The sequence below is a fragment of the Streptomyces sp. NPDC001568 genome, from assembly GCF_042893755.1.
Classification (GTDB): domain Bacteria; phylum Actinomycetota; class Actinomycetes; order Streptomycetales; family Streptomycetaceae; genus Streptomyces.
Window position 1 is genome coordinate 12,145 of sequence record NZ_JBIAVF010000036.1, and the last position, 17,292, is coordinate 29,436.

Sequence of the window (17,292 nt, forward strand, 5' to 3'; positions counted from 1 at the left end):
TGGGCGGAAGGCGTAGGGGTGGAGTAAGGGGCGCTTAGGCTGGGGTTTGTGCCAAATACGAAGAAGGCCAACAAGACCCGGTCGAAGAAGGACAAGGGCAAGGAGCCTGACGAGAAGGGCCTGGACTTCCCCCGGGCCTGGGTGGAATTCCCCGATCCGGCGGACGACGAGCAGGTCTTCCGCTGCGATCTGACCTGGCTGACCTCGCGCTGGACCTGCATCTTCGGCAGCGGCTGCCAGGGCATCCAGCCGGGCCGCGCCTCCGACGGCTGCTGCACGCTCGGCGCGCACTTCTCGGACGAGGACGACGAGAAGCGCGTCGCGGAGCACGTCGCCCGGCTCACACCGGAGGTGTGGCAGTTCCACGACGTCGGCAGCGAGAGCGGCTGGACGCAGTTCGACGACGACGGGGAGAAGCAGACCCGCCGCTGGGACGGCGCCTGCATCTTCCTGAACCGGCCCGGGTTCCCGGCGGGCGCGGGCTGCTCCCTGCACATCCTGGCGCTCAAGAGCGGCCAGGAGCCGCTGGAGACGAAGCCGGACGTGTGCTGGCAGCTGCCGATCCGGCGCACGTACGACTGGATCGACCGGCCGGACGACACCCGGATCCTCCAGGTGTCGATCGGTGAGTACGACCGGCGCGGTTGGGGCCCGGGCGGCCACGACCTGCACTGGTGGTGCACGTCGGCGACGTCGGCGCACGGCGCGGGCGATCCGGTGTACGTGTCGTACCGGCCGGAGCTGACGGAGCTCATGGGCAAGGAGGGGTACGACGCCCTCGTCGCCCTCTGCGAGGCGCGGCTGGCGTCCCTGCTGCCGATGGCCCCGCACCCGGCGGACCCGGCCTGACCCACGCCCCGGCCCGGCACGGCTGCCGGCCCGACCCACGCCCCGGCACGGCAGCCGGCCCGACGCCGGGCCCGGCCTCACGACGGGCACCGACCGGCCCGCTACCCCCCGGACGGCGCCGGGCCCGGGTCGGGGGAAACCGTTCCTCCTGAGGTGGGTTCCGGCGTCGGGGTCGGGGTGCCGGGGTCCGTCGGGGTCGGCGTCGGTGTGGGGGTCGGCGTCGGCGTGGGCGTCGGGGTCGGCTCCGGGGTGGGCGTCGGGGTCGGTGCGGGCGCCGGCGGGGGCTCCGGGGCGGGGGCCGGGCGGCCCCGACCCTGGATGGAGACGACCGCGCCGGCCGGGTCCACCCCGACCCGGGCGCTCCAGGCGCCGACGGGCTGGGCGGCGGCGTCCACCGTGATCCGCAGGGTGACCGATTCTCCGGGCCGCATCGTGCCCGCCGTCCGGCTCGCCCGCAGCCACGGGGCGTCGGACCAGAGCCGCCAGTCGACGGGGCTGCCGCCCGAGGCGGTGAGGGTGAGCAGGGTGACGGATCCCCGGGTCGTGGCGGACGCGGTGAGCCGGCCGGGGCTGCCCGGACCGGCCGCTTCCGGGGTCGGGGGCTGGCCGACGCTGATGACTTCGACGGAGACGTCGGGGCCGGCGGCGCCCGGGGCGAAGCCGGGCTCGCCGGTGGTGTGGGCGGTGTTGCCGGTGTTCTCGTAGGCGGTGAGCGTGCGGCCGTCGGCGTACGGCAGCGGAATGTCGGACTCGCTGGCGGAGATCCGGGTGCCCTCGCCCCCGACGGGTTCGCCCGTGCTGGGCGCACCGCGGTACGCGGCCCACAGCGCGATGACCGGCGCGGCGACGACGGTCGCGACGACGGTGGTGGTCACGGCCCGGGCCCGGAGCCGGTCGCGGCGGGCCGCGCGGTCCTTGGGGTCCATGGGGAAGCCGGTCCGGTCGAACCGCGGGCCGGGGCGGCCGCCCCGGCGGCGTCCGGAGCGCAGCATGGCGGCGTGGACGGCGGGGCGGGGGGCCGGGACGAGCGGGAGCGCGGCGTTGACGCCGCCGGTGCCGGGCCAGGGCGCGCCCGCGCCGACGCGTTCGGCGGCGCGGCGACAGCGCGGGCAGTCGTCCACGTGGCGGACCAGTTCGGCACGCAGGGAGCTGGACAGGAGCACGTTGCCGTCGCCCCCGTCGCCGTCGTCGCCGGTGAGCCGGGACACGACCGGGCAGTTCCCCGTCTCGACGACGGCGAGAGCGGCGCGGGTGCGTTCGACCTCGCAGGCGGCCCCGGACAACAGTTCCCGGGCCGCCGCGGGGGCGGTGCCGAGGACGGAGGCGAGTTCGGGGACGCCGAGGCGGTGACGGACGGCGAGTTCGAGGGCCTCGCGTTGTTCGGGGGTGGTGCCGGCGGCTTCGGGCCAGGCGAGCCGGGCCAGTTCCGTACGGCGGTACGCGCTGACGTCGAGCCCGCGCCGCTCCTCCGGCGCATGGGCGGGGTCACCGTGCTCCGGCGCACGCCGAGCGGAATGCGCCCCTTGGCGTGCGCGCCGCTGCTCGGCGAGCCGGCGCAGGCAGGCCCAGCGGGCGAGGGCGTACAGCCAGGCACGCCGTTCCCCCTCGTCCGGGCAGCGCCCGGGGTGCCGTTGGGCGACGGCGAGAACGTCACCGAGTACGTCGGTGGCGGCGTCGTGGTCGCAGAGCACCGACAGGCAGTACGTGAACAGGCCGTCCAGGTAGGGCTCGTGACGGAAGGGCGGCGGCTGGGTCGGCTCCGGCGGTGAAGTCGCCGGGGTCGCCGGGGTCGGTGGGGTCGGTGGGACCGGCTGCTCGACGACGGCGTCCGGGGCACCGGCCGCGCCCGTCCGCTCGGGACCCGTCCCCTCGGGCCACTCGGCAGCCCCGTCGGCAGGGGCGCGCGCGCTCCCCGTCGGTCCCGCGGCGGGCGTGCGCCCGTGCGCCCGGTGTGCGCCGGTGCGCGATGCGGGGTGTCGCTGGTTGCTGCTGTTCACCTGGCGACCGTAGGCGGCGCGCCGGTGACGGCCCGGAAGCCTTCAGCAGTTTTAGTCCTTACGGGTGAACAGATCGCCACTGCGCTGACAGCCGCCCTGACGACCGGCTCCGCCCGGCGTTGTCGGTGCCTGCCGCTACCGTGGGCGCATGGCTGCCCGCACCGCTCGTTCATCCGCCAAGGACCGGCCGTCCTACCGCTGCACCGAGTGCGGCTACACGACCGCGAAATGGCTCGGGCGCTGCCCGGAGTGCCAGGCCTGGGGGACGGTCGAGGAGATGGGCGGCGCCCCCGCCGTACGGACCACCGCGGCCGGGCGCGTGTCCTCGCCCGCGCTGCCGATCGGTCAGGTCGACGGCCGGACGGCGACGGCCCGCAGCACCGGGGTCGACGAGTTGGACCGCGTGCTCGGCGGCGGCCTCGTTCCCGGGGCCGTCGTCCTGCTGGCCGGGGAGCCGGGCGTCGGCAAGTCGACGCTGCTGCTCGACGTCGCGGCGAAGGCGGCCAACGGGGACCACCGCACCCTGTACGTCACCGGTGAGGAGTCGGCGAGCCAGGTGCGGCTGCGGGCCGACCGGATCAACGCCCTCAGCGACCACCTCTACCTCGCCGCCGAGACCGATCTGTCGGCGGTGTTGGGCCACCTCGACGCCGTGAAGCCCTCCCTGCTGGTCCTGGACTCCGTGCAGACCATCGCCTCCCCCGAGATCGACGGCGCGCCCGGCGGCATGGCCCAGGTGCGCGAGGTGGCCGGGGCGCTGATCCGGGCCTCCAAGGAACGGGGCATGTCCACGATCCTCGTCGGCCACGTCACCAAGGACGGGGCCATCGCGGGCCCCCGCCTGCTGGAGCACCTGGTCGACGTGGTGCTGAGCTTCGAGGGCGACCGGCACGCGCGGCTGCGCCTGGTGCGCGGCGTGAAGAACCGGTACGGCGCCACCGACGAGGTCGGCTGCTTCGAGCTGCACGACGAGGGCATCACCGGGCTCGCCGACCCGAGCGGCCTCTTCCTCACCCGGCGCGCCGAGGCGGTGCCCGGGACCTGTTTGACGGTGACCCTGGAGGGCAAGCGTCCGCTGGTCGCCGAGGTGCAGGCGCTGACCGTCGACTCGCAGATCCCCTCCCCCCGCCGGACCACGTCCGGGCTGGAGACCTCGCGCGTCTCGATGATGCTGGCGGTGCTGGAGCAGCGCGGCCGGATCACCGCGCTGGGCAAGCGGGACATCTACAGCGCGACCGTCGGCGGGGTGAAGCTGACCGAGCCGGCCGCGGACCTGGCGATCGCACTGGCGCTGGCCTCGGCCGCCAGTGACGTGCCGTTGCCGAAGAACCTGGTGGCGATCGGCGAGGTGGGCCTCGCGGGTGAGGTGCGGCGGGTGACCGGCGTGCAGCGCCGGCTCGCGGAGGCGCACCGGCTGGGCTTCACGCACGCGCTGGTGCCGGCGGACCCGGGCAAGGTTCCGGCGGGCATGAAGGTGACGGAGGTCGCGGACATGGGCGAGGCGCTGCGGGCGCTGCCGCGCGGCCGTTCCCGTACGTCGGCCAAGGAGCGCGGGGCGGAGTAGCGCGGCCCCGCCGGCCGATGGCCCCCGAACACCGACCCGGAGCGGAATCCCAGGGTCCGCCAACCGGCGGGGCAGCAGGTCAGGGGCCGTGCGAAGGCATCCGCGGCACGGGTACGGGCCAAGGCACGGCGGGCGCACAGCCCGCGCCGGTAGACTTTGCGCTGGTCCGCCCGGCCGTCCGCACGCCCTCGTGCCCGTGGCGCGGGGCGGTACGACCCGCGACCGGAGGAGTGCAGTGGCAGCCAAGGACGGGGCAGCAGCATCCGGCAAGTCGGGCGCGAGCTCCAAGCAGGAGGCCATGATGCGCGCCTCGCTGAGCGCGGTCGCACCTGGTCAGCCCTTGCGTGACGGCCTGGAGCGGATCGTCCGCGGCAACACGGGCGGGCTCATCGTCCTCGGCATGGACAAGTCCGTCGAGGCGATGTGCACCGGCGGTTTCGTGCTGGACGTGGAGTTCACCGCGACGCGGCTGCGCGAGCTCTGCAAGCTCGACGGCGCGCTCATCCTCGACAAGGACATCACCAAGATCCTGCGGGCCGGCGTGCAGCTGGTGCCGGACGCGTCGATCCACACCGAGGAGACGGGCACCCGGCACCGCACGGCGGACCGCGTGTCCAAGCAGTGCGGGTTCCCCGTCGTGTCGGTGTCGCAGTCGATGCGCCTGATCGCGCTCTACGTGGACGGCGAGCGGCGCGTCCTGGAGGAGTCCGGGGCGATCCTGTCGCGGGCGAACCAGGCCCTGGCCACGCTGGAACGGTACAAACTGCGCCTCGACGAGGTCGCCGGAACGCTCTCCGCGCTGGAGATCGAGGACCTGGTGACGGTCCGCGACGTGACCGCGGTCGCCCAGCGGCTGGAAATGGTCCGCCGGATCGCGACCGAGATCGCCGAGTACGTGGTCGAACTGGGCACGGACGGGCGACTGCTGTCGCTCCAGCTGGACGAGCTGACGGTCGGTATCGAGCAGGAGCGGGAGCTGGTGATCCGCGACTACGTCCCGGAACCGACGGCGAAGCGTTCCCGCACGGTGGAGGAGGCGCTCCCGGCGCTGGACGCGCTGACGCACCCGGAGCTGCTGGAACTGGCGATCGTGGCGCGGGCCCTCGGCTACACGGGCTCCCCCGAGACCCTGGACTCGGCGGTCTCGCCGCGCGGCTACCGGCTGCTGGCGAAGGTGCCGAGGCTGCCGGGGGCGATCATCGAGCGGCTGGTGGAGCACTTCGGCGGGCTGCAGAAGCTGCTCGCGGCGAGCGTCGACGACCTCCAGACGGTGGACGGCGTCGGCGAGGCCCGCGCCCGGAGCGTCCGCGAGGGCCTGTCGCGCCTCGCGGAGTCCTCCATCCTCGAACGCTACGTCTGACCCCCTCGACGCCCCAGGCGCCGCCGAGGCGCCCCCGTCAGTCCTGCTTCAGTCCTGCTTCAGGACGAAGGACGCCTGCGCCACCGGCATGCCCGGGGCCTTGACCTCGACCATGTAGGTGCCGGGGGTCGCGCTGCCCGCCGGCGGCGTCTGGCACTGGTCCGCGGCGCTGAACTTGCGGTCCCATTCCAGGGACTGCTTCGTCTCGCCCTGCGCCGGCACCCGGAAGAACACGTCGGCGGCGCCCGTCGGACAGTCGCCGGAGGACCAGACGGCCTTGGCGCCGGTGGACTGGATGATCGTCAGGACCGCCTGCTTCGGGCCGAGTCCGACCTTGCAGGTGCTGCCGGAGGTGTTGCGGACGAGCAGTTCGAGACGGGGCTTCTCGTTCGTCTCGTACTCGTTCTTGACGCTCTTGACCTCCCACCGCAGCGAAGGCGCCGGGCAGGTGGGCAGCGGGGAGTCCGCCGGCACCTGCGCCCCGCCACCGGCGCCGCCCGAGCCGGCCGACCCCGCGGAGCCGGCCGAACCGGCGCTGCCGCCCGAGCCGTTGCCGCCGCCGGGCTCGCCGTTCTTGCCGGCGCTGCCCGCGCCGCCGTCGGCGCCGGAGCCCGTGCCGGAGCCCGCGCTCGACTCGACGCGTCCGCCCGGGGCCTGACTGATCGCCGGACCCGACGGGGACGGACCCGCCGTGATCGTGCCCTGCGGGCCGGAGCCGTCCCCGCCCTTGCCGTTCGTACTCGACTTGCCCGCGCCGGAACTGACGGTCCATACGGCGAGGAGGGCGAGGAGCGCCACAACGGACGCCAACACGGCCCTCCGTCGCCAGTAGATGGAAGAGGGGAGCGGCCCGACCGGATTGCGCATAGATCCCACGCACCGAACCTTACGAGAACTCGCGCCGCGATCAGCGCCCCCCATGCCGCACAACCGGCAGGTTTTGCCGATGATCATCCTGCGGGAGCAGAGCGGATCGCAAAGTTCCGGCCAAGGGTCTGATGCGACCATGATCCGGCCTTGAGTACGGTCTGTGACCATGGACAGTTCCGACCTCTACCGCGACATCACCGACTTCGCCCGAGACACGCCCCCCTGGGTGCAGTCGGCGTTCGAGGCCGAGACCAAATACGGGCTCCTGCTCTTCGGTGTGCTCTTCATAGCCGTCTGGTGGCGTTCGCGCGGGCACGACGACCGGACCGTGGCGCTCGCCGTCCTGGCGCCGCTCGTCACCGCCCTCACCTACGTCGCCTCCGAGACCGTCAAGTCGACCGTCGACGAGGAACGGCCCTGCCGCGCCGTCGCCGGGGCCGCCGCCTCACTGATCGCCTGCCCGCCCTACGGCGACTGGTCCTTCCCGAGCAACCACTCCGCCATCGCGGGCGGGGCGGCCGTGGGCCTGGCCATGGCCGCGCGCCGGCTGGCCGTGTGGACGCTGCCGCTGGCCGTGCTGATGGCCTTCTCCCGGGTCTTCGTCGGGGTGCACTACCCGCACGACGTGGCGATGGGCCTGCTGCTGGGCGTCTCGCTCGGCGCCCTGCTGATGGTCGCCCTGGCCGGTGTGATGAGTCGGCTCGTGGCCGCCGTACGGGCGAGCCGAGCCCCCGTGGCCGTCTGGTTCACCGGGCCGGGCCCGGCGCGCTGAGCCCGAAACGTGCCAGGATGCCGTCTGCCATGACTGCATCCACCACTCCTTCCCCCGACGTCTCCCACGCGCTGCACTCCCCCGTCATCGCGTGGTTCGACGAGCACGCCCGCGACCTGCCCTGGCGCCGGCCCGAAGCCGGCCCCTGGGGGGTCATGGTCAGCGAGTTCATGCTCCAGCAGACACCCGTCAGCCGGGTCCTGCCGGTGTACGAGCAGTGGCTCGCCCGGTGGCCCCGGCCGGCCGCGCTGGCCGCCGAGGCCCCCGGCGAGGCCGTCCGCGCCTGGGGGCGGCTCGGCTACCCCCGACGGGCCCTGCGCCTGCACGGCGCGGCCGTCGCGATAACGGAACGGCACGGCGGCGACGTACCGCGCGAGCACGCGCAGCTGCTGGCGCTGCCCGGGATCGGCGAGTACACGGCCGCCGCCGTGGCCTCCTTCGCGTACGGGCAGCGGCACGCGGTGCTGGACACCAACGTGCGCCGGGTGTTCGCCCGCACCGCGACCGGGGTCGAGTACCCGCCGAACGCCACCACCGCCGCCGAACGCCGCCTCGCCCGCGCCCTGCTGCCCGAGGACGAGGGGACGGCGGCCCGCTGGGCGGCCGCCTCCATGGAGCTGGGCGCCCTGGTGTGCACCGCCAAGAGCCCGGACTGCGTCCGCTGCCCAGTGGCGGGACTGTGCGCGTGGCGGCTCGCCGGGAAGCCCGCGCACGACGGTCCGCCGCGGCGCGGGCAGACGTACGCCGGCACCGACCGGCAGGTGCGCGGCAAACTGCTGGCGGTCCTGCGCGAGGCGGTCGGCGCGGTTCCGCAGGCGGTCCTCGACACCGTCTGGGACGAACCGGTGCAACGGGCCCGGGCGCTGGACGGACTGGTCTCCGACGGACTGGTGGAGCCGCTCGCGCAGGGCATGTACCGGTTGCCGCAGAGCTGAATCCGCGGCGGTCGCGCACTCCTCGAACCCGGCTCGTAGCTGACTCAACCATTCCGCTTCGAGCCGGGAAACCGCAGCTCAACGGCACTGTTACACAACCTACGGCTGTCCGTGCGTCCACCGAAGGCTCACCCGCACAGTGCCGTGACAACCCCTCCGTACCTTCGGATCCGTAAGACGGCGGAGACGGTTGGACGGCAGCGGAGGCGGTCAGAGATGGCGCACGGCGAGGTGCTCGGTTTCGAGGAGTACGTACGCACCCGGCAGGACGCGCTGCTGCGCAGTGCCCGGCGCCTGGTCCCGGACCCCACGGACGCCCAGGACCTCCTGCAGACGGCCCTCGTGCGCACCTACGGCCGCTGGGACGGCATCGCCGACAAGTCCCTGGCCGACGCCTACCTGCGCCGCGTCATGATCAACACCCGGACCGAGTGGTGGCGGGCCCGCAAGCTCGACGAGGTACCCACCGAGCAGCTCCCCGACGCGTCCGTCGAGGACGGCTCCGACCAGCGCGCCGACCGCGCCCTCCTCATGGACATCCTCAAGGTGCTCGCGCCCAAGCAGCGCAGTGTGGTCGTCCTGCGACACTGGGAGCAGATGAGCACCGAGGAGACGGCCGCGGCGCTCGGGATGTCGACGGGAACCGTGAAGAGCACCCTGCACCGCGCACTGGCCCGGCTCCGGCAGGAGCTGGAGAGCCGTGACCTGGACATGCGCGCGCTCGAACGCGGCGACCACACCAGCCGGTACGAGGGGCGGGAGCGGTGCGCGGCCTGAACGGCCAAGACCTGAGTGACAGAGGCTCCCCCCCGGCCCGCGCCGGGAGGGGGCCGCTCGTACTGGTGTCGGCGGGGACGGTCGTCCTCGTCGGCACCGTGCTGTTCGCGGTCGGTTGCTCCACCGGCGGCAGCGGGCTGCGCGACGGCGGCCCCGCCCACACGGACCAGGTGGCCAGGACGGCCCGGCCCTCCGAGGGCGCGGACACCGCCCCCGTCCCGCCCGGCAACGCGCCCGCCTCGGCGTCCGGCAGCCCCCTCAAGAAGGTCGACGCGGTGGCCCTCCTCAAGGCGGACCCCAAGGTCAGCCCGGCCGTCAAACGGGACCTGAAGCCCTGCACGGGCAAGGAGTACCCGATCGACGTGAGCTACGGGAAGGTCACCGGCGGCGGCTCCGTGGACGTCGTCGTCAACGTCCTGTCGTGCGCGGACGCCCTCGGGCTCGGCTCGTACGTGTACCGGGCCGACGGCGGGAAGTACGAGAATGTGTTCACGGACGAACAGTCCCCCGTCTACGCGGAGATCGACCGGGGCGACCTGATGCTCATCAAACAGGTCTACGGCAAGGGCGACGCCCTGGCCTACCCCTCCGGCGAGGACGTGATCACGTACCGCTGGAACGGGGAGAAGTTCACCGAGCAGGACCGTGTGCACACGGAGTACAGCAACGTGGTCGACGGCGGCGGACAGCCCGCACCGGCCCTGACGCAGAAGAACTGAAGTGAGGCTGGGCATGGCCGAGACCCATGTGCTGTTCGTGGAGGACGACGACGTCATCCGCGAGGCCACGACCCTGGCGCTGGAGCGCGACGGGTTCGTGGTCACCGCCATGCCCGACGGGCTGTCCGGACTGGAGTCCTTCCGGGCCGACCGGCCCGACATCGCCCTGCTGGACGTGATGGTCCCGGGGATGGACGGCGTGAGCCTGTGCCGCCGCATCCGCGACGAGTCCACCGTCCCCGTGATCATGCTGTCGGCGCGCGCCGACTCCATCGACGTCGTCCTCGGGCTGGAGGCGGGCGCCGACGACTACGTCACCAAGCCCTTCGACGGCTCCGTGCTCGTCGCCCGCATCCGCGCCGTATTGCGCCGCTTCGGGCACGCCGGCGGACCGCAGAACGGCGGCCAGGGCGGCGGCGAGGGGGCTGCCGGGGAGCGGGGCGTGCTCTCCTTCGGCGACCTGGAGGTCGACACCGAGGGCATGGAGGTCCGCAGGGCGGGCGCCGCCGTGGCCCTGACGCCGACCGAGATGCGGCTGCTGCTGGAGTTCTCCTCCGCGCCCGGCACCGTGCTCTCCCGCGACCGGCTGCTGGAACGCGTCTGGGACTACGACTGGGGCGGCGACACCCGCGTCGTGGACGTCCACGTCCAACGACTGCGCACCAAGATCGGTCAGGACCGGATCGAGACGGTCCGGGGCTTCGGATACAAGCTGAAGGCATGAGGCGCTTCACCCTCCGTACGGGGATCCGCTGGAAGATCACACTCGCCATCGCCGCCGTGGGCGCCCTCACCGCGGTCGCGCTGAGCCTGGTCGTGCACAGTGCTGCCCGCGTGTCGATGCTGGAGAGCGCCCGCGACGCCGAACTGGAACGCGTCCAGTACATCGCCACGCGCAACGCCGACATGGGCCGCAAGCCCATCTGGGGGGCCAAGCTCAACGACCCCGAACTGCCCCCGCAGCTGCGGGAGAAGGCCCGTTCGGGTCGACGCGGCACCTACGTGCAGGAGCACCCGCGCAAGGCGCCCGAGGTGTGGGCCGCCGTCCCGCTCGGCAACGGGCAGGTGCTCTCCCTGCACCACCCCTTCCGGGAGAGCGCCAACATGGTGCGCGACCTGGACCAGGCCCTCGTGGTCGGCTCCCTCTCCGTCGTCATCGGCGGCTCGGCGCTCGGCGTGCTCATCGGCGGCCAGATCTCGCGCCGCCTGCGCAAGGCGGCGGCCGCCGCGCAGCGCGTGGCGCACGGGGACCCCGAGGTCCGGGTGCGGGACGCCGTCGGTGGCGTCGTACGGGACGAGACGGACGACCTCGCGCGGGCCGTGGACGCCATGGCGGACGCCCTCCAGCAGCGGTTGGAGGCGGAACGGCGGGTCACCGCGGACATCGCGCACGAGCTGCGGACCCCGGTCACGGGCCTGCTCACCGCGGCGGAACTACTGCCTCCGGGCCGGCCGACGGAGCTCGTACGGGACCGGGCACAGGCCATGCGGGCGTTGGTCGAGGACGTGTTGGAGGTGGCCCGGCTGGACAGCGCGTCCGAGCGGGCCGAGCTCCAGGACGTGGCGCTGGGCGAGTTCGTGAGTCGGCGGGTGACGTCGCTCATGCCCGAGGCGGGCGTACGGATCGTCGCGGACGAGATCGTCAGCACCGACCCGCGCCGGCTGGAGCGGATCCTCGGCAACCTGCTGGCCAACGCCGCGCGGTACGGGCAACCGCCGATCCAGGTCGACATCGAGGGCCGCGTCGTGCGCGTCCGGGACCACGGGCCGGGCTTCCCCGAGGCCCTGCTCCGGGAGGGCCCGAGCCGTTTCCGGACCGGGTCGACGGACCGGGCGGGCGTCGGGCACGGGCTGGGCCTGACCATCGCGGAGGGCCAGGCGCGGGTGTTGGGTGCCCGGCTGACGTTCCGCAACGTCGCGGCGCCGGGCGGCGCCGACGGCGAGGGGGCGTCGGCGGGCGCGGTGGCGGTGTTGTGGCTGCCGGAGCACGCGCCGACGGCGACGGGGAGTTTCCCGATCATCAAGCTGCCGGGGTGAGTTGGGGCGCCGGAGCGCCCCTGGGTCCGCGCGGGCCCGGGCGGATCGCGACCGGATCGGAACCATCGGCCGTTCGTTCGGTCGCGGCGATGTTTTAGCATCCGTGCCATGACTGACGGTACGGATCGCCCGCACAGCCCCCAGCCCGACCCCGCCGCCGGGAGCGGCGGCGGCTACGGATTCCCGCAGGGGATACCCGGCGGGTACGGCGGCCGGCCGGGCTCGGGGCAGCCCGGTTCCGGCGTGCCGGGGCCCGCGCAGCCGAATCCGTACCAGCAGGAGCCCCCGCAGGGGCAGCCGCAGCCGGGCCGGCCGCTGGGGGTGTTCCCGCCGGCGGAGCCGTTCGCGCCCGCGGAACCGTTCCCGCCGGCGGAGCCGTTCGGTCCGGGGCCGGGACCCGCGCCGGAGTCCTTCGCCTCGTCCTCGCAGCCGGACTGGCAGGCGATGGCCGACCGCAGCGAGGCGCAGCAGCGCAAGCGGCGGCTGTTGACCGTCGGGATCGGGTCGCTGGCCGTGGTGCTGGTGGCCGCGGGTACGGCGTTCTTCCTACTCAAGGGGTCCGGGGAACCCACGGACAAGCCGACGGCGGCGGCCTCGGGCTCACCGAGCCCTTCGGAGCAGTCCTCGGAGCCCCCCGAGTCGAAGACCCCGGAGGACGACTCCCCCACGGTGGCCGGCGAGCCGAACCTGCTGCGCGACCGCAACGGTCGGATGGGCATCGCCCTGGGCCCCGGCGCCTCGCTGGGTGAACTCTCCAAGCGGACCGAGGTCAGGTTCAAGGGCACGGACGACTCGTACGCCCAGGGCGCCGAGGCGGCCGTGGACGTCACGAAGAGCTTCACCGTCTCGACCCGTGCCTACAACGTGGCCGAGACCGGTTCCCGGATGGCGGTGAGCCAGGGCGACGGGGTCTCGTACTCGTTCGAGCTGGGCTTCGAGGTCGTCAACGGCAAGAAGGCCTGGGTGTTCCGCGTGCAGACCGGCGACAAGGGCCAGGCGGCGACGGCGCAGCAGGTCGTCGCGGACAACGTGGAGACCGTCCGGAACTGGGCCCTGCTGACGGGCACGTACGACGCGGAGAAGAAGACGATCGCGCTCTGGGTGGACGACAAGATGGTCGGCCAGGCGCAGGTCTCGGGCATCTGGGCGGGCCCCGGGCCGCTCCAGCTGGGCCGGGCGCGCCACCACGGCATCTGGAGCGCGGCGTGGGACGGGCCGCTCGACCACATCCGGGTCTTCGGCCAGGCCCTGGGCCAGGAGCAGATCACGGGGCTGAAGAACAACAAGCTCGACAAGAGGACCAAGCCGACGCACGCGTGGCTGATCTGATCCCCTGCCGGCATGCGCCCCCCGGAGCCCGTACGGCCCCTGGGGCGGGCGCGGCGTCGACGATCCCTTAGAGGCTGACGCCGGCGTTGCGCAGGAAGGTCACCGGGTTGATGGCCGAGCCGTAGTTCGGGGTGGTGCGGATCTCGAAGTGCAGGTGCGGGCCGCTGGAGTTGCCGGTGTTGCCGGACAGCGCGATCCGCTGGTCGGCGCCGACCTTCTGGCCGACCTTGACCTGGATCTTCGACAGGTGCGCGTACTGGGAGTACTTGTTGTTCGCGTGCTTGATCACGATGGCGTTGCCGTAGGCGGGGCCGTCGCCGCCACCGTTCGGGCCGGCCTTCACGACGGTGCCGGCGGCAGCGGCGGCCACCGGGGTGCCGACGGGGACGGCGAAGTCCTGGCCGGAGTGCTTGTGCGACCACATGCTGCCGCCCTTGCCGTAGGTCGCGGAGAGCGTGTAGCGCTTGACCGGCTTCTTCCAGGTGGTGTTCTTGCCACCGGCGGCCTTGGCGGCGGCCTTGGCCTGCGCCTGGGCCTGGACGGCGACCAGTTCGGCGGTGCCGGAGACGGCGGCCGGCGCCGTGTCGGCGAAGGCCGCGTTCGCTCCGGCCCCGAGAGCCAGCACCGCACCGAGTCCGGTGGCGACGACGGCGAGACGGGTACGACGGGTGCTGACGCGGTTCGCGGACATGTGGAGACCTCCGGGGCCGGGGACAAGGAAGTGAATCGGGCAAGAAAGGACCCGGCTCTGCGGCGTGAAGCCGTCGGTGCCGGGCTTGCTCCACCTTGGTAACCCGAGCCCCCGGACTTCCCCAAACGTCCCCGTTACTACCCGGACTCGTAGCGAACCGGAGGACAAGCTTCCTGTTGACGCCTCCCAGGCTGGGCCTGGAGGTGGACAAAAGGGACGTCAAAATCTACGAGAGGTCCTAGTAGGTCCGATTTGTTCTGTGCGGCTTGTCACCGGCCCCCACCCCCCACTGAGACCCGGGTCACCACGACCAACACCCCTTCCCCCACGCCCTGTCCACCCCCTTGCCCACCCTGCCCACACCCACTCCCCCGACCCCCGGCCCGGTGCGGGGCTCCCCGCCAAGGCCGGGCCCTGGTGAAGGAACTGCGCGAGGACCCCGGCGCCGGCCGGGACGGGGCTCCACCCCAGGGCCGGTGCTGGGCCCACACCAAGGCTCGGACAGGGCCCGCACCAGCGCCGGGGCCAGGCGCCCACACAGGGCCGGGACGGAGCCCGCTCCGGGGGCGCAGGGATGAGGCGGGGGGGGGAGCGGCCCCTGACCACGGCCGCAGGCCACCGCGAGAGCCGGGACGGCCCGGGGGCCCACGCCGGAGGCCGGGCCGGGCCCGCCCGGGGCGGGCAGGACCCCGGAGCCTGCCCCCGCAACGGAAAAGGGGCGGCCCCGGGACTGTGAAGTCCCGGGGCCGCCCCTTGTCCTGCCAACCAGCGGCTAGCGCCTACGCACCCTTGGAGAGGTCCGGGCCGGAGCCCGTCGCCTCGATCGGGGGGAGGTCGGGCAGCGCCGACTTCTCCTCGCCGCGGAAGGTGAACTTGGCTTCCTCGCCCTCACCCTCCACGCCGACGACCACGATGTGACCGGGACGCAGCTCACCGAAGAGGATCTTCTCCGACAGCAGGTCCTCGATCTCGCGCTGAATGGTCCGGCGCAGCGGGCGCGCACCCATGATCGGGTCGTAGCCACGCTTGGCCAGGAGCATCTTCGCGTCACCGCTGAGCTCGATGCCCATGTCGCGGTCCTTGAGACGCTCGTCCACCTTGGCGATCATCAGGTCGACGATCTGGATGATGTCTTCCTGCGTGAGCTGGTGGAAGACGACCGTGTCGTCGACACGGTTGAGGAACTCGGGCCGGAAGTGCTGCTTGAGCTCTTCGTTGACCTTTGCCTTCATCCGGTCGTAACCGGTCTTGACGTCGCCCTGGGCGGCGAAGCCCAGGTTGAAGCCCTTCGAGATGTCCCGCGTACCCAGGTTGGTCGTCATGATGATGACCGTGTTCTTGAAGTCCACGACCCGGCCCTGGGAGTCGGTCAGACGACCGTCCTCCAGGATCTGGAGAAGGGAATTGAAGATATCCGGGTGCGCCTTCTCGACCTCGTCGAAGAGGACGACGGAGAACGGCTTCCGGCGGACCTTCTCGGTCAGCTGGCCGCCCTCTTCGTAGCCCACGTAGCCGGGGGGCGAACCGAAGAGACGCGAAACCGTGTGCTTCTCGCTGAACTCCGACATGTCGAGGGAGATCAGCGCGTCCTCGTCGCCGAAGAGGAATTCGGCGAGCGTCTTGGAGAGCTCGGTCTTACCGACACCGGACGGGCCGGCGAAGATGAACGAGCCACCGGGACGCTTCGGGTCCTTCAGACCCGCACGGGTACGGCGGATGGCCTGGGAGAGCGCCTTGATGGCGTCCTTCTGGCCGATGACGCGACGGTGGAGCTCGTCCTCCATGCGCAGGAGGCGGGAGGACTCCTCCTCCGTGAGCTTGAAGACGGGAATGCCGGTCGCGGTCGCGAGGACTTCGGCGATGAGCTCGCCGTCGACCTCGGCGACGACGTCCATGTCGCCGGCCTTCCATTCCTTCTCGCGCTTGGCCTTCGCGGCGAGCAGCTGCTTCTCCGAATCACGGAGCGAAGCCGCCTTCTCGAAGTCCTGGGAGTCGATGGCCGACTCCTTGTCGCGGCGCACGCCCGCGATCTTCTCGTCGAACTCGCGGAGGTCCGGCGGCGCGGTCATCCGACGGATGCGCATCCGGGAGCCGGCCTCGTCGATCAGGTCGATCGCCTTGTCCGGCAGGAAGCGGTCCGAGATGTACCGGTCCGCCAGCGTCGCCGCCTGGACGAGGGCCTCGTCCGTGATGGAGACGCGGTGGTGGGCCTCGTAGCGGTCGCGCAGGCCCTTGAGGATCTCGATCGTGTGGGGGAGGGAAGGCTCCGCCACCTGGATCGGCTGGAAGCGGCGCTCGAGGGCCGCGTCCTTCTCGAGGTGCTTGCGGTACTCGTCGAGCGTGGTGGCACCGATGGTCTGGAGCTCACCACGGGCCAGCATGGGCTTCAGGATGCTCGCGGCGTCGATCGCGCCCTCGGCGGCGCCCGCACCCACGAGGGTGTGGAGCTCGTCGATGAACAGGATGATGTCGCCGCGGGTGCGGATCTCCTTGAGGACCTTCTTCAGGCGCTCCTCGAAGTCACCGCGGTAGCGGGAACCCGCCACCAGCGCACCCAGGTCGAGGGTGTAGAGGTGCTTGTCCTTGAGGGTCTCGGGCACCTCGCCCTTGACGATCGCCTGGGCCAGGCCCTCGACGACGGCGGTCTTGCCGACGCCGGGCTCGCCGATGAGGACCGGGTTGTTCTTGGTCCGGCGGGACAGCACCTGCATGACCCGCTCGATCTCCTTCTCGCGCCCGATGACCGGGTCGAGCTTGGATTCACGAGCGGCCTGCGTGAGGTTGCGGCCGAACTGGTCGAGGACGAGCGAGGTCGAGGGGGTTCCCTCGGCCGGGCCGCCTGCCGTGGCCGACTCCTTGCCGCCTCCGGTGTAGCCGGAAAGCAGCTGGATGACCTGCTGCCGGACCCTGTTGAGATCGGCTCCCAGCTTCACGAGGACCTGGGCGGCGACGCCCTCGCCCTCGCGGATCAGGCCGAGCAGGATGTGCTCGGTGCCGATGTAGTTGTGGCCGAGCTGGAGGGCCTCGCGGAGCGAAAGCTCCAGGACCTTCTTCGCCCGCGGGGTGAAGGGGATGTGGCCGGACGGGGCCTGCTGCCCCTGACCGATGATCTCCTCAACCTGCTGGCGAACAGCCTCGAGCGAAATCCCGAGGCTCTCCAGGGCCTTAGCGGCGACACCCTCACCCTCGTGGATCAAGCCCAGGAGGATGTGCTCGGTGCCGATGTAGTTGTGGTTGAGCATCCGGGCTTCTTCCTGAGCCAGGACGACAACCCGCCGCGCGCGGTCGGTGAACCTCTCGAACATCGTTTATCGCTCCTCAGAGCGGTCGGGCAGTTCGGGGTCGGTCCCCGCCCTGTCCTACCGCATGCTAGTCCCGTGAGGCGGGACAGC

Annotated in this window: 14 protein-coding genes; 10 read left to right on the plus strand and 4 right to left on the minus strand. The window is 72.5% G+C overall.

The genetic code is table 11. The features are described 5' to 3' along the window. The first annotated feature begins 48 nt into the window (after nt 1-48). Complete coding sequence (locus ACFY0I_RS39115; protein ID WP_388904539.1) at nt 49-849, plus strand: hypothetical protein; 801 nt, start codon at nt 49-51, stop codon at nt 847-849. A gap of 101 nt (nt 850-950) precedes the next feature. On the opposite strand, the gene ACFY0I_RS39120 is transcribed toward ACFY0I_RS39115, so the two are convergent. Next, nucleotides 951-2,846: a hypothetical protein gene (locus ACFY0I_RS39120; protein WP_388904541.1), complete on the minus strand. Its 1,896-nt coding sequence runs from the start codon at nt 2,844-2,846 to the stop codon at nt 951-953. Between the two features lie 148 nt (nt 2,847-2,994). Between ACFY0I_RS39120 and radA the strand changes: the two genes are divergently transcribed. After that, nucleotides 2,995-4,410 (plus strand): DNA repair protein RadA, encoded by a 1,416-nt coding sequence (gene radA, locus ACFY0I_RS39125; RefSeq protein ID WP_388904543.1) that lies wholly within the window; start codon nt 2,995-2,997, stop codon nt 4,408-4,410. Nucleotides 4,411-4,645: 235 nt separating this feature from the next. Next, nucleotides 4,646-5,770, plus strand: a complete 1,125-nt coding sequence (gene disA / locus ACFY0I_RS39130; RefSeq protein WP_281209182.1) for a DNA integrity scanning diadenylate cyclase DisA — start codon at nt 4,646-4,648, stop codon at nt 5,768-5,770. A gap of 48 nt (nt 5,771-5,818) precedes the next feature. Here disA and ACFY0I_RS39135 read toward each other — a convergent pair whose 3' ends face one another. Then, a complete protein-coding gene (locus ACFY0I_RS39135; protein WP_388904544.1) occupies nt 5,819-6,583 on the minus strand; it encodes a hypothetical protein in 765 nt (254 codons plus the stop codon). A 223-nt stretch (nt 6,584-6,806) separates the two neighbouring features. On the opposite strand from ACFY0I_RS39135, the gene ACFY0I_RS39140 reads away from it, so the two are divergent. The 7 genes from ACFY0I_RS39140 (at nt 6,807) to ACFY0I_RS39170 (ending at nt 13,209) form a co-directional block, all read left to right on the plus strand. Further along, nucleotides 6,807-7,412, plus strand: a complete 606-nt coding sequence (locus ACFY0I_RS39140) for a phosphatase PAP2 family protein (RefSeq protein ID WP_388904545.1) — start codon at nt 6,807-6,809, stop codon at nt 7,410-7,412. Nucleotides 7,413-7,441: 29 nt separating this feature from the next. Beyond that, nucleotides 7,442-8,347, plus strand: a complete 906-nt coding sequence (locus tag ACFY0I_RS39145) for an A/G-specific adenine glycosylase (protein ID WP_281209185.1) — start codon at nt 7,442-7,444, stop codon at nt 8,345-8,347. Between the two features lie 216 nt (nt 8,348-8,563). Next, nucleotides 8,564-9,124 carry a SigE family RNA polymerase sigma factor gene (locus tag ACFY0I_RS39150; protein WP_281209186.1) on the plus strand — a complete coding sequence of 187 codons (561 nt, stop codon included), beginning with the start codon at nt 8,564-8,566 and terminating at the stop codon, nt 9,122-9,124. Nucleotides 9,125-9,189: 65 nt separating this feature from the next. Then, on the plus strand, nt 9,190-9,843 hold the full coding sequence (locus ACFY0I_RS39155) for a hypothetical protein (protein WP_388904547.1): 654 nt from the start codon (nt 9,190-9,192) through the stop codon (nt 9,841-9,843). 13 nt (nt 9,844-9,856) lie between these two features. Further along, nucleotides 9,857-10,567 carry a two-component system response regulator CseB gene (cseB, locus tag ACFY0I_RS39160; RefSeq protein WP_388904548.1) on the plus strand — a complete coding sequence of 237 codons (711 nt, stop codon included), beginning with the start codon at nt 9,857-9,859 and terminating at the stop codon, nt 10,565-10,567. Next, nucleotides 10,564-11,880, plus strand: coding sequence for a two-component system sensor histidine kinase CseC (cseC, locus tag ACFY0I_RS39165; protein WP_388904549.1), 1,317 nt, complete (start codon nt 10,564-10,566; stop codon nt 11,878-11,880). The genes cseB and cseC overlap by 4 nt, the downstream gene beginning before the upstream one ends. Before the next feature lie 108 nt (nt 11,881-11,988). Further along, nucleotides 11,989-13,209: a LamG-like jellyroll fold domain-containing protein gene (locus tag ACFY0I_RS39170; RefSeq protein ID WP_388904550.1), complete on the plus strand. Its 1,221-nt coding sequence runs from the start codon at nt 11,989-11,991 to the stop codon at nt 13,207-13,209. Between the two features lie 67 nt (nt 13,210-13,276). Here ACFY0I_RS39170 and ACFY0I_RS39175 read toward each other — a convergent pair whose 3' ends face one another. Next, nucleotides 13,277-13,900 (minus strand): M23 family metallopeptidase, encoded by a 624-nt coding sequence (locus ACFY0I_RS39175; RefSeq protein WP_388904551.1) that lies wholly within the window; start codon nt 13,898-13,900, stop codon nt 13,277-13,279. A 779-nt stretch (nt 13,901-14,679) separates the two neighbouring features. Further along, a complete protein-coding gene (locus ACFY0I_RS39180; protein WP_388904553.1) occupies nt 14,680-17,205 on the minus strand; it encodes an ATP-dependent Clp protease ATP-binding subunit in 2,526 nt (841 codons plus the stop codon). Between the last annotated feature and the right edge of the window lie 87 nt (nt 17,206-17,292).

Bases quoted from the DNA above. Each gene is read 5' to 3' on its own strand.
- cseC (WP_388904549.1), top strand. From the start codon at position 10,564: ATGAGGCGCTTCACCCTCCGTACGGGGATCCGCTGGAAGATCACACTC.
- ACFY0I_RS39170 (WP_388904550.1), top strand. From the start codon at position 11,989: ATGACTGACGGTACGGATCGCCCGCACAGCCCCCAGCCCGACCCCGCC.
- radA (WP_388904543.1), top strand. From the start codon at position 2,995: ATGGCTGCCCGCACCGCTCGTTCATCCGCCAAGGACCGGCCGTCCTAC.
- cseB (WP_388904548.1), top strand. From the start codon at position 9,857: ATGGCCGAGACCCATGTGCTGTTCGTGGAGGACGACGACGTCATCCGC.
- ACFY0I_RS39180 (WP_388904553.1), bottom strand. From the start codon at position 17,205: ATGTTCGAGAGGTTCACCGACCGCGCGCGGCGGGTTGTCGTCCTGGCT.
- ACFY0I_RS39175 (WP_388904551.1), bottom strand. From the start codon at position 13,900: ATGTCCGCGAACCGCGTCAGCACCCGTCGTACCCGTCTCGCCGTCGTC.
- ACFY0I_RS39145 (WP_281209185.1), top strand. From the start codon at position 7,442: ATGACTGCATCCACCACTCCTTCCCCCGACGTCTCCCACGCGCTGCAC.
- ACFY0I_RS39140 (WP_388904545.1), top strand. From the start codon at position 6,807: ATGGACAGTTCCGACCTCTACCGCGACATCACCGACTTCGCCCGAGAC.
- ACFY0I_RS39150 (WP_281209186.1), top strand. From the start codon at position 8,564: ATGGCGCACGGCGAGGTGCTCGGTTTCGAGGAGTACGTACGCACCCGG.